General features: G+C 66.7%; 11 protein-coding genes. 6 read left to right on the forward strand and 5 right to left on the reverse strand.

What is annotated here, in order from left to right; genetic code table 11:
* Window positions 1–92: 92 nt before the first annotated feature.
* The 3 genes from IEZ08_RS28340 to IEZ08_RS28350 all read right to left on the reverse strand — a co-directional run bounded on the left by IEZ08_RS28340 (window position 93) and on the right by IEZ08_RS28350 (window position 3,164).
* On the reverse strand, window positions 93–1,184 hold the full coding sequence (locus tag IEZ08_RS28340) for an LLM class flavin-dependent oxidoreductase (protein ID WP_068923791.1): 1,092 nt from the start codon (window positions 1,182–1,184) through the stop codon (window positions 93–95).
* A gap of 386 nt (window positions 1,185–1,570) precedes the next feature.
* On the reverse strand, window positions 1,571–2,914 hold the full coding sequence (locus tag IEZ08_RS28345; protein WP_189243332.1) for an MFS transporter: 1,344 nt from the start codon (window positions 2,912–2,914) through the stop codon (window positions 1,571–1,573).
* A 100-nt stretch (window positions 2,915–3,014) separates the two neighbouring features.
* Window positions 3,015–3,164 (reverse strand): hypothetical protein, encoded by a 150-nt coding sequence (locus tag IEZ08_RS28350; RefSeq protein ID WP_189243333.1) that lies wholly within the window; start codon window positions 3,162–3,164, stop codon window positions 3,015–3,017.
* Between the two features lie 1,369 nt (window positions 3,165–4,533).
* Here IEZ08_RS28350 and IEZ08_RS28355 point away from each other — a divergent pair.
* From IEZ08_RS28355 to IEZ08_RS28365, 3 genes are all read left to right on the forward strand, one after another.
* Entirely contained in the window at window positions 4,534–4,923 is a 390-nt protein-coding gene (locus IEZ08_RS28355) for an acyl-CoA thioesterase (RefSeq protein ID WP_189243334.1), read from the forward strand.
* 485 nt (window positions 4,924–5,408) lie between these two features.
* Window positions 5,409–6,281 (forward strand): NAD(P)-dependent oxidoreductase, encoded by an 873-nt coding sequence (locus tag IEZ08_RS28360; RefSeq protein WP_189243335.1) that lies wholly within the window; start codon window positions 5,409–5,411, stop codon window positions 6,279–6,281.
* A 584-nt stretch (window positions 6,282–6,865) separates the two neighbouring features.
* On the forward strand, window positions 6,866–7,612 hold the full coding sequence (locus IEZ08_RS28365) for an integrase core domain-containing protein (RefSeq protein ID WP_203863512.1): 747 nt from the start codon (window positions 6,866–6,868) through the stop codon (window positions 7,610–7,612).
* Between the two features lie 53 nt (window positions 7,613–7,665).
* Here IEZ08_RS28365 and IEZ08_RS28370 read toward each other — a convergent pair whose 3' ends face one another.
* Both IEZ08_RS28370 and IEZ08_RS28375 read right to left on the reverse strand, forming a co-directional pair.
* Window positions 7,666–8,595, reverse strand: a complete 930-nt coding sequence (locus tag IEZ08_RS28370; protein ID WP_229803585.1) for an inositol monophosphatase family protein — start codon at window positions 8,593–8,595, stop codon at window positions 7,666–7,668.
* Between the two features lie 17 nt (window positions 8,596–8,612).
* On the reverse strand, window positions 8,613–9,548 hold the full coding sequence (locus IEZ08_RS28375; RefSeq protein ID WP_189243359.1) for a hypothetical protein: 936 nt from the start codon (window positions 9,546–9,548) through the stop codon (window positions 8,613–8,615).
* Window positions 9,549–9,912: 364 nt separating this feature from the next.
* Between IEZ08_RS28375 and IEZ08_RS28380 the strand changes: the two genes are divergently transcribed.
* Genes IEZ08_RS28380 through IEZ08_RS28390 form a run of 3 tightly spaced genes read left to right on the forward strand, consistent with a single transcriptional unit; the run spans window position 9,913 to window position 11,146 of the window.
* The gene (locus tag IEZ08_RS28380) at window positions 9,913–10,308 is read left to right on the forward strand and encodes a hypothetical protein (RefSeq protein WP_189243336.1); all 396 of its coding nucleotides are present in this window, start codon (window positions 9,913–9,915) and stop codon (window positions 10,306–10,308) included.
* Window positions 10,305–10,511, forward strand: coding sequence for a hypothetical protein (locus IEZ08_RS28385; protein ID WP_189243337.1), 207 nt, complete (start codon window positions 10,305–10,307; stop codon window positions 10,509–10,511). Before IEZ08_RS28380 ends, IEZ08_RS28385 begins: the two co-directional genes overlap by 4 nt.
* Window positions 10,512–10,522: 11 nt before the next feature.
* Window positions 10,523–11,146 (forward strand): hypothetical protein, encoded by a 624-nt coding sequence (locus tag IEZ08_RS28390; protein WP_189243338.1) that lies wholly within the window; start codon window positions 10,523–10,525, stop codon window positions 11,144–11,146.
* Window positions 11,147–11,229: the final 83 nt, after the last annotated feature.

Raw genomic sequence — 11,229 nt, forward strand, 5'->3', positions numbered from 1 at the left:
CCGGCCCCTGCTCCGCACCACCAGGTGGCTCGCAGCCACGCAAAAGGCGATGGCAGCGATACACCGCTGCCATCGCCTTTTGTCGTCGCAGATCAGTGCCCAGAAGTCAGCTTTCCGACCCGCTCGGTCAGCCGCGGCGCCACCTCGGTGCCCAGCAGCTCGAGGTGCCGGCGGAAGGCCTCCGGCTCCTCGTGGCAGTCGTAGTTGTAGACCAGGAGAGATCCGAAGCCACCGCACTGCTCGTACTCGGCCGCCAGCCGGTCGACGACCGTGTCCACGGAACCGACGATCCACTGGAAGTAGGCGAGCGCCTCGATGTTGAGGTCCTCGGGGCTCACCCCCTCGGGGAGCGTCTTCGCGATGTTGTCCATGTTGTAGGGAAGGACCCACTCCTCCTGAGTCCGCCGCAGCGGCGTGGAACAGGCCAGCGCGAAGGCCTCCTCGTCGGTGTCGGCGACGATCACATCACGCACCACCCGCCAGTCCCGGCGGTCCGGGGTGCGGCCGGTGCTCGCGGCGCCTTCCGCGTAGACCTCCCAGTGTCCTGCGAGGAACTCGTCGGTCATCGCGATGGTGAGCGGGATGTCCCCTCGGGCCCCCGCCCTGAACAGGGTGGAGGAGCGCGGTGAGAACGCGGCCATGGCCACGCGGGGGCCGTTCTCCTGGTAGGGCCGCCAGTGGTTGCCGAGCAGAAGGGGGTTGTCGTTGGGCGGCACGTCGACACCGAAGTGCTTACCCTGGATCTTGAGGCTCTCGCCCTTGTTGGCCCAGATGCGTCGGATGAGGTCCTGGGCCTCCTCCAGCATTTCGTGGTTCTGCTCGGGCATCGAGGTGCCGAACAGCTGGGCGTCGGTCGGGTAGGCGCCGGCGCCGAAGCCGACCATGAGGCGGCCCTTGGTTATGTGGTCGAGCGCCATCAGGCGGTAGGCCAGGGCTACCGGATTGTGGTACGGCAGCAGGTTGGCCGCCGTACCGAGCTTGATCCGGGACGTCTCACGGGAAAGTGCCGCGATGTGGAGCTCCGGCGAGTTCCAGCGCTCGTAGCCCTCCGTGAAGTGCTCCGAGAACCAGGCTTCCGCAAGGCCGTACTCCTCAGCCCAGCGGGCCGTCTGGAGGTCCCACTCGAACCCCACGGAAGGAGGCGTCGAGGGCAACTGATGGGCGTAGAACAGACCGATGTCCATGGAGCCTCCGGGTTACCGTCGGAATCGTTGGATTGAAGAGAAGCAGCCGGTTGACGCTCTGGACGGGCCGGAAAGAAGCGCGACGCCGCGTTCTCTGGCCAGAGTCTGGCATTCGGCGGGCCCTGCGACATCGAGCCCGAGCGCCATCGCCTTGAGCCAGCGCGTCAGCTGGGATGTCCCGCTGTGCAGCGGCCATGACGGCTCCGGCCCCTGCCGTTACCGGCCAGTGCCGTCTCGTGAACGATGCGCCGCCCGAAGGACGGGGGCGAACTCGGTTGTATCGTCCATGAGTCCGGGGTGACGGAGAAGAGGGTGTCGTCTCCTGATGGGTGGGAAGGGACGCCCTCTCCTGCGGCCGGCTGCCGGACCCGAGGATGTCGGAAGCGTTACCGGGCGTTGCGGACGGTGTACATCACCGGGATCGCCGTGATGCTGATCACCGCTCCGGTGATATAGAGACTGATGTAGTTGTGCTCGCCGGAACCCAGGGACAGAAAGAACGGCGTCAGGAAAGGGGCCAGAGTCAGAGGAATCGAGATCGCGACGTTCGTGAGACCGAGATTCCTCGCACTGTTCTCCATATCGGTCATGGTGGCGATCGCGTACCCGAGATAGACCCCCGAATAGGCGGCCAGTCCGATGCCGCCCACCAGCGCTCCCACGTAGAACGTGGGAAGATCATTGCTGAACGCGGTGATCAGGAGCCCGATCACGCTGCACACCGTGCCGAAAAGCAGGATCGGCCGCCGCCGGCCGAACCTGTCGGCGAGCCACCCCGCGAGCGGGCTGCCGAGGAGCGCGGGGAGACATGAGGCCGCGTTGCTGTAGGCGATGACCGTGGTGAGCTCCTCAGAACCCACCTTCAGATGATCCTCGATGAAATACACCGCATATGTCGTTCCGAGTGCGCCGCCTAGGGAGATCAGGAACAGGGAAAGGAGAAGGCGTGCGAAGTCGGGCTCCTGCCGCGGGTCGAAGCGCATGCCCGCGAGCAGATTGCGCAACCTCCCGCCGGTGGCCGGCGAATCGTCGTCCGTGTCCTCCCGCTCCTGCGGGAGGCGATCGGGGAAAGCCAGAATGAAGGCGAGGACCGCGATGACCGCCATGGCCACGGGGAGGTTCACTTGAAGGAATGAGCTGTGCGGGACGAAGGCGATGATCAGGCTGCCCACCATCACGGCGATGAGGTTGCTCGCGCCGACGAGTCCGCCCAGTAGGCCCTGCTGGTTTCCGGGTACCCGGTCGGAGATGGCGGTCAGCAGCAGGGAGGCCACGGCCGTGCCGAAGGCCGACATCAGCATCCAGCCGGCGGCCAGCGTGACCAGACCGTGCGCGATGCCCATGAGGAATCCGCCGAAGACCGTGCCGATGAGGCCCAAGACGATCCATGGGCGGCGCATACCGAACCGGCTCCGCGTCCTGTCGCTCAAGGCGCCGAAGACGGGCGCGCTGATCGTCGCGATCAGCATGCCCATTCCGGAGAGGAGAGCAAAGGAGGTGGTCTTGCCGTCGGGATCGATTTGGGAGACGCGTAGTGCGAGAGTGACGAAGAGCGGTGTGTTGATCGCGGTCGCTGTGGCGAGCGAAGCCAAGGTGTAGAGACTGATGAATCTCTTGCCTACCGGCGCCATGTCATCCTGCGCGGGTACGGGCTCACTCCGAGAGGCCTCGAACGTGACGCCGTCCTCTGCGTCTGAATGATCAAGTGGGTTGATTTTGGAATAATCCACCGGACCTCCTGTGGTGGGGATGGGGAACGGGGATGATGTAGGCGAGGAAGGGGGGTGCCTCGACCCCGGCATGGTCCGTAAGCGTTGGTCCAGCAGGCGCTTAGATCGCGCTGGCCTGCATTTCGGGAGGGCGGATCAGGCCGAGGGCGTCGACGAATGCCTCGACGGTCTCGGCGGTCTGATCCGCGGAGGGGACGGTGGAGAGAAGGAGCCGGCCCCAGCCCGCCGCGCAGATGCCGCGTTCCAGCAATCCGGCAAGGACCGGTTCGCGGCGGTGATGCCAGCCCGCTTGCAGCGGATCCGGCTACCGTCGCGGCCGGGTTGTTGCCTTCTACGTCGACGAGCCGTGCGCCCTTGCCGGACCGGCGGTGCACAGGATGTGGGAGCATGGAGGCGTGTACCGACGGGGTGACGCCACCGCTGATGACGTGATGAGGGCTCTCGTAAGGAGCCGCGGATCGGCTCTAGAGGGATCGCAAGGAACTGCCCCTTTGTTGTGATCTTGGGATCGGTCCGGTGTTGGATCGGGTTCACGGGAGCCGCTGAACTGGATTCGACATGAGCATCTGTCCAGTGCAGGACATCCGATAAGGGTCCAATCTCCCTGCGAGAAGCGGCTTGCTAATTGAAGTACCGCGCCAATCGATGGGCTCGCGCTGCCATGTTTGTCATGCGGCCACCTGAGCGTTTCCCTGAGGCCAGGTAGTCAAGTCGGTCGTGGCACTGTCAAGCATGTGAGTTCCCGGGGGCGGGGAAACGGAGATCCAGTAGGTAGGTGGTCTCCATGGCCATCCATCGGAAACCGGGTCCCCGTTGACCGCCGAGTCAGTCAGGTCCATCGCCTCCAGCGCTATCAACACGGATACCCCCGTACCGGTGAACCGGTGCGGCTCGGCTACCAGGTCAGCGAGGCGACCGTAGGGCGGATCCTCCGGTGGCGGCGCATCGACCGGCATCCCGAGAGGCGACGCCTCCTGGCGAACGTTCCTGCGCGCTCAAGCACGAGGTTTGCCGGCCGTCGACTCCTTCCACGCCGACATGGTCTTCTTGTCGCCCGCGTCGGTCCCGCACGCAGCGGCCACCGGGTCATGACGAGCGGAGCGTGATGCCGCTGGAAGGACGGGTCGAACGCCGGAAAGTGCTCAGCAGACCGATCGACGAGTACCGCCGAGCCGCGTAGTCACTTCGCAGGACTTCAACTCAAGCCTTTGCGATGGATTTTGAAGCGGTACAGGGTCTGCGTCGGTCTCCGTCGACGACCGAGAGATCCGAATGGTACAATCCGGCCGCCTCGATCCGGACGAGAACCTCGCCGGGACAGGGCGGTTCAAGAGCAGCGTCGCGACCGTGATGGGCGGGGCTTCCGATAGGAGGGCGACGCGCTGATCTGCTCGAAAACGACTCCCTGGATCGACGCTTCGGAGCGGGATTTCCCAAAGCTGGACGATGATCCCCCACCGTGCTCGCTTCCGCCGGCGTGCCCGGCTTTGCTGGCACGGATTTGCCGCCATCTGGCAGTCTGGTCCGATTCGCAGAGCCATGTCTGTTGTTACCTTCACCGCGAGACGGCGGAGAATCTTCGGAACAGCAGAATCGGAACGCGATGTGAAGGAAGAGACATGGGATACGTCCACCCGTGGCACGTGCGTTATTACGAGGTCGACCAGCAGGGGGTGGTCTTCAACGCCTGGTATCTGGCATGGTTCGACGAGGCCATTTCGGGCTTCTTGCAGCACAAGGGTTTGCCTGTCCTCGGGTTACAGGAACAGGGTGTCGATTTCCAGCTCGTCCGAGCCGAGCTGAATTGGCGCTCAGGTGTCCGTTTCGGCGACGACGTGTCGATCCTGGTCGAGCCGGTGCGGATCGGGAACACGAGCTTCGAGGTGTCCTTCACCGTACTGCGGGATGCCGAGGCCGTGTGCGAGGCGCGCATCGTCTATGTCTCGATCGCCGGGGACGGTTCGGGCAAGTGTCCGGTGCCCGAGATCCTGCGCCGGGTACTGGGTTAGTATCGGCGATCCTGCCGCGATGACCGGTAGGGCCCCTCCCCGGCTGTTCTCCATCGAATCACCGGGACACGAAACGGGGGGCAGTGCTCGCCGGCCCACCGTCCTGGGGCGGGCAGGTCCGTCGCCGTGAGGTAGCCGAGCTACTCCAGGACAAGCCGGCCAAGCGCTGACGGCGCATGAAGCCGGGTCGTCGGTCCGGCGATGACCTCCCGGAACCGGTGATCGATCGCCCCTGAACCCGGCTCACCCCATCCCCAGGGAAACGGCTGAGGCACGGCCTCCCTCGGCATTCACCCCGGGCCGCTATCGCTTGACCGCGGCCGGTGACGTTCCCGTCGGATCATGTGGCACGTGGGCTCAATCACGGCCTGGTTCACGCGGTGCAGATTCACATGAACAGACGCGGTCGGCTTGATGAGCCCATGACCGCTGTCCTCGCTCGTGCACGGCGACTGGTCGAGCACTCGACACGAAAGGACGCGCGGATGTCTGCTCAGCTCGATGTGGCCGTGCTCGGCTGCGGATACATGGGCTCCGCTCTGGCCAGGACATTCGCGGGCAGAGGAGCCAACGTCACGGTGTGGAACAGGACTCCGGAGCGCGCACAGGCTCTGACAGCCTCGGGATGCTCCGCCGTTGCGGCCGTGCAGGAGGCCGTGAGGCGCGCGCGGATCGTTGTGATCTGCCTTAGCACCTACGAAAGCGTCGAGATCGTTCTCGGTGATGCCGGGACACTGGCCGGCCGCGTCGTCGTCAATGTGACCACGGGCAGCCCGGATCAGGCGCGGCCGATGCGGGACCGGGTCGCCGAGCAGGGTGGCGGCTACCTCGACGCCGTAATCGTCGGTTATCCGGAACAAGTCGGGCGAGACGATTTCCTGCTCCTGGTCTCCGGCCACGAACCGGAGTGGGAGACCGCTCGGCCGGCCCTGGCGCTGCTCGGCGGCATCTCTCACCACGTATCCGGGTCTCCGGAGGGTGCGAACGCCTTGGAGGCCGCCACGGTCGGCGCCTTCCACATGACCATCCTCGCCGCGTTCGCCGAGGCCGCCCGCTACGCGAAGTCCCAAGGGATCTCTCCGAAGGAGTTCCTGCCGCTGGCGGTGCGTGTGGCCAGCGTGTTCGAGTTCCAACAGGAGGAGATAGTCCAGCGGCTCGTGGGCGAGGACTTCACCACCGACCAGGCGACCCTTGCAACCTATGAGAAGGCAGCCCGCACGTTTCAACACGCGCTGTCCTCCTCTGGCACGCGGGCCCCGCTGTTCGACGCGGCTGTGGCCGAGTTCGGGCGCGGTGTCGCGCAGGGCCGGGGCGAGGACGCGGTCTGGACGCTCGCCGCAGACCGGGACGGCGCCTGAGGAGAGCCGTCCCGGCTGACACGTGGGCCCGTCCCTGCGGTGCTCTCGGACAAAGCGCACGTGATCCGCGCCTTTGAGACTTGCGAAAGGGCGGTCGTCCGTCTCGGCGTGGGTTTCGCCGTCGCCGGTACCTGTGGGTGTCGAAAATTCATCCGTACAGGCCAGAGTGCTGAGTGGTGATCACGTGCCTTGAGTCTCGGCGTCGTGAGGTCTACGCCGCCGCGGCATGATGATTGGTCGTGCTGCTGCGTCTGGTCTACCTCACCGTGACGACCGTCTTCGCGTTCCTGCGGATGTTGCCGGGAAGCGATCGTGACAAGGAGCTCGAGATCTGAGGTGCTGCGGCACCAGCTGACGGTCCTGCAGCGCCAGGTGCCCACGCCCGCCTTCACTCCCGGCGACCGCTTCGTGCTCGCCGGATTGCTCGGTCACCTGTCGACGGGTAAGGTGCGACACCTTCGCTGCTGGTGCGCCCGGAGACCATCCTGCGCCAGTACCGTGACCTGCTCAGACACCGCGATGCCACAGCCTGCACGCCCCGGTGCCGAGGGCGTCCGCGCCCCCTCTCCTCCATTCGCCTGCTGGTGCTGCGCCTGGTCCGGGAGAATCCCTGCTGGGGATACCGCCGCATCCACGGCGAGCTGGTCGCGCTCGGCGTCACGGTCGCCGCCTCCACCGTGTGGGAGATCCTCAAGGTCCACGGCATCGACCTGTCGCCCGAGCGCCAGCACACCGCCTGGGCCGATTTCCTCCGCAGCCAGGCGGACGCCCTGCCGGCGTGCGACTTCTTCGAAGTCTGCACCCTGACCGGGGCGCGGCTGTACGTCTTCGCCGTCATCGAGCACGCCACCCGGCGGATCCGGATTCTCGGCGCCACCGTGCATCCCACAGGTCAGTGGGTCACCCGGCTCGGCCGGAACCTCGTCATGGACCTGCAGGACGCGGGTAGCACGGCCAAGTTCCTCATCCGTCACCGCGACGCCACGTTCACCGCGGCCTTCGACGCGGTGCTGGCCGACGCCGGACTCCACGCCGTCACGACCGGCATCCGGATTCCCGGGAAGAACGCGATCACGGAGCGGTGGATCCAGACCTGCCGGCGCGAACTGCTGGACCGCACCCTGATCGGGAACCAGCGCCACCTGCTCCATGCCCTGCGCGAGTTCGAGGTGTTCTATAACGGTCATCGGCCGCACCGAGCTCTCCGCCAGGCTGCTCCGCTCCGGCCGCTCCCCGACCCGGGCGCCGATCGAGTCCCGGTCGCTCGGCTCGACGTCCGCCGACATGATGGTCTGGGTGGTGTCCTCAGGGAGTACCGGTATGCGGCTTGACCTGGACGGATGAATTTTCGGCACTCACAGGCTCATCTGGGAAGGCCCGTTCGCTATGCCTGCTTCAGCGCGGCGACGATGTCCTGAGCAAGGGGGAGACTGGAGGCGGCGACGAACTTCTGGCGTCGGTCCATGGCTTTCCCGATGTCGGCCACGGTGCCGAACCGGTAGTCCAGAGGGATGAGGCGGCCTTGGAGGTCGAGGACGACCCCTCCGGCGGCGTTGAGGATGTAGTGGCCCGGTGCGAGGTCCCAGACCGCAAAGCCCTTCGCGAACTCGACCGTCGCGTCGCTGAAGCCCGCGGCGACATGGCACAGGCTGACGGATCCGAAGTCCACGCCGATCCGGCCACGGCTGGGGCCGTCCTGGGAGGGCCGGCTCAGTGCTTCCACCAATCGAGTCTGCCGGGCGAGCTCCTGGAAGCGTCCGGGCTTCATCAGGTAGTTGGTGACCAAGGCTTCCGGCAGAGAGGGGAACCGGTCCAACCGCAGAGGATGAGGGGTTCCGTCCTGGGTGTAGAGGACGGCATGGTCCTGTCCGGCGTCATCACGAGCCGCCAGATAGATCTGCAGATGGTGGAAGATGTCGCCCACCACCGCGGCGATGGGACGGGCCAGGCTGCGCGAGTAGACCAGGACGTGCGTGTAGCCGTACAGCGCCCGCACGGCCAGCTCGCTCGTGTCGAGCGGATCGACCAGGACGCACAGGTCGGGGTCCGGGTCGTCCCCGATGACCTGGGGGTCCGCCTCCTCCGAGGCGTAGACGTACGACGGGATGATTCGCGTCAGCAGCTCCCGGTAGCGCTCGTGCATCCACAGGTCGTAGTCCGACAGGAAGTTGTCGGCGTGCCGGAGGTTCTTGCTCTCCGACCGATCACCTGACAGTGCGGCCTCGATCAGCCGGGGACGGATCTCGCCGATCACAGTTGAGACCAGCTCGGCGAGTTTCTGCGCGATGCCGGGGAGAGGGGGATGTGACGTCACGATGCACCTCCGGTTCGTCAGCGTAGCTCCAGCGGCGGCTCGATGCCGGGAGGGCTCATGGTCGCGGCGATGAACACCGCTTTGAATCCGGCCGCCCGTATGATGTCGGCGCCGGTGAGGTCGTCGAAGCCGGCCACTTCGAGGTTCCGCTCCTTCGTCATGGCCCCGAAGACGGCGAAGTAGATCTCCGCGCCCGGATACCGCTTGCGGATCTCCCGGGTGACGAAGCCGACGACGTCCGCGTGCTTGACCTCGAAGTCGCACAGGACGATCGACGGAGCCTCCGGCAGCTCCGGGTACGTCGAGGCCGGGTCGAGGGTGATGAAGTCCCGGCTCTTGCTGCACTTGAGGTAGCCGATGGGACAGCGTCCGAACTGGGCGGACGCGAGGAAGGTCGCCATGACCAGCCCGGCTTCGTTGATCCCGAAGCAGGCGTCCACATCCAGGCGCCGCCCGACGTTCTTGATCTGCTGGATGAGCCGCTCGATCCCGTACCCGAACGCCGCCCAGCTCAGGTTCAGCAATCGACCCGGCCGGGGGTTGGGCAGGGAGTACACGCAGATCTCGGGGCTGCCGTACTCGACGGTCGGGGCGGCGAGCTCGAAGTCCGGGCCGATGACGTCGTCTTCCGCGGGCACCGCCTGATGTTCCAGCCGGTCCGGGTGCCGCACCGCGGCTGCCCGCGGTTCGACCGGCTGCCGGGAGGCGTCGGCTTCGGTGAACCTCTTCAACGAGAGCTGGTCTTCGGGAGAGAGGCGCTCGTACGCTTCGGCGATCAGATCGCTGGGGGAGAGGCGCTCATCCGCCACGCCGAGGGGGCCGCCGCCGTACGCGGAGGCGAGGATCAGCAGGCTCGAGAACGACGGAGGCGAACCGGAACTCCCGCGGGCACGTGCCCACGTCTCCCACGCGTTGATTGAGGTACCGCCGAGGTGGGTTTGATGCTTCGTCACCTCGTTGTACCGAACAGCCGCTTGATCCTGCGAAAGGCCGCACGCATATCGGTGCGCCTGAAGGCTGGGTATGTCAGGATAGCGATCCATCAGCTCGACGGCGGCCTTATTGACCGATCCTGTCTCCTGCCATAGCTGTCGACCGATACGTGCTAGTTCACGTCCCCGAGCTTGGGGGCTTTCTCCACTCCGTCCCTGGGCGGGCATTCCGCGCCTCCTCCCGATCTCGGCGCCAGATTACCCATCTCAATGGGTGAAAGCCGAGGATCAAAGAAAAGCGCAGGTCATAGCCGCCCTGAGATCCGATTGATTGCGGACTCGTCCGCAGGTGTGAGGCGAACTCGCCGAGTTCTACGGTCGGAGAATGATCCCCGTACAGAGAGCACCGGAATTCAGCGCAGAGGAGCGCATCCGTCCCGAGGTGAGCGATCTCGTCGCCGAGACACACGGCAAGGCGCTGGCCGTCCTGCAACGACTGCTGAAACCGCACGGCTTCCGGGCGGTGCGCGTTCATACGATCGGCATGCGGCTGCGCGGGGACGGCATGCCGTGGCCGAAGGCATCCGTCACCCACCACGCCCCTGACCTGACGGTGTACGGCGATGCCGGTCGGGTCGTCGCCACGGTGACCGTCGGCCTGCGGGCGGGCTGCTACCTCGTTTCCCTTCCTCCGGCGGGAGTGGACTGCCGGACCGTGACCGCCGACCGGCCTCACACGGTGGTGAACATGATCCGCGCCGCCGCGAAGGCGGCGGCATGACGGCCCGGCCGATGGCGGAGTTCCGCGTAATCGAACGGGCCAGCGGTACCTGGGAAGCCCGGTTCGCCGGCATGCCGTCCGACGTGTCTCCGGACGCGAGTGCCGAAGCCCGCGGTGATCTCCAGGCGGGGTGCGTCACCGAGCGGATCCCCCAGACGTCGGACGAAGGCTTCGCCCGCGCGGAACAGGGGAACGCGGCATGAGAGGCGCTGCGGTGGCGCGGCCTCTCCTGCGCGAGCCCTACGTGATCGCCTACTCCGATGAGGCGGTTCCTCAGCACGTGCTCTTCGCGGAGCACTCCACCGGGCCACGGCTCCGGCACGCTCGACCCCGCCCCGGCGACTGGGCCCACGGGGTGCTGCGTGCCCGGCAGCGCACTCACCGGCGCGGCCGCCCCGACTTCCGGGCCGTCAACGCCCGCCGCCAGTGGCAGTGCATCGGCCGGGGACGCTGCCAGATCTGCGGCCGACCGGCCCGCGACCCCGAATCCGGCCGGGTGTGGTGGCTGCTGTCCGAGGACGGCAGATCGGCCGATCGGGGGTACACCAACGCGCCGCCTACCTGCCGAGCCTGCATCCCCGACGCGGCTGCGCAGTGCCCGCATCTCCGGAGGTCGATGGCCGTCTACACCGCGGCCGACTTCGAGCCCTACGGCGTCCTGGCGAACCTGTACGAACCGTGCGGAGCGCTGGCCGTCCCCGTGGAGCAAGGGGTCGAGCTGACCCTGCGGGACGGCCTCCTCGGGTACGCGCTGGCCACCCAGCTCCTCGTCGTCCTTCACGACCTCCGGCCCGCGCCCCTTCCGTCCGCGCCGCCACGAGGACGAGCCCTCCCGTGAGCCGGCGCGGCAGCGTGCGATCTCGTCTCCGCGCTGCCGCGCCGATCACCCCCTGCGGGCACCGGGAACCCGCAGGGCGCAAG

The sequence above is a fragment of the Planobispora rosea genome, assembly GCF_014648175.1.
GTDB lineage: Bacteria > Actinomycetota > Actinomycetes > Streptosporangiales > Streptosporangiaceae > Planobispora > Planobispora rosea.

What these genes read in the sequence shown, in the direction of transcription:
- IEZ08_RS28385 (WP_189243337.1), top strand. Translation starts at nt 10,305, where the DNA reads ATGACGGCCCGGCCGATGGCGGAGTTCCGCGTAATCGAACGGGCCAGC.
- IEZ08_RS28360 (WP_189243335.1), top strand. Translation starts at nt 5,409, where the DNA reads ATGTCTGCTCAGCTCGATGTGGCCGTGCTCGGCTGCGGATACATGGGC.
- IEZ08_RS28380 (WP_189243336.1), top strand. Translation starts at nt 9,913, where the DNA reads ATGATCCCCGTACAGAGAGCACCGGAATTCAGCGCAGAGGAGCGCATC.
- IEZ08_RS28355 (WP_189243334.1), top strand. Translation starts at nt 4,534, where the DNA reads ATGGGATACGTCCACCCGTGGCACGTGCGTTATTACGAGGTCGACCAG.
- IEZ08_RS28340 (WP_068923791.1), bottom strand. Translation starts at nt 1,184, where the DNA reads ATGGACATCGGTCTGTTCTACGCCCATCAGTTGCCCTCGACGCCTCCT.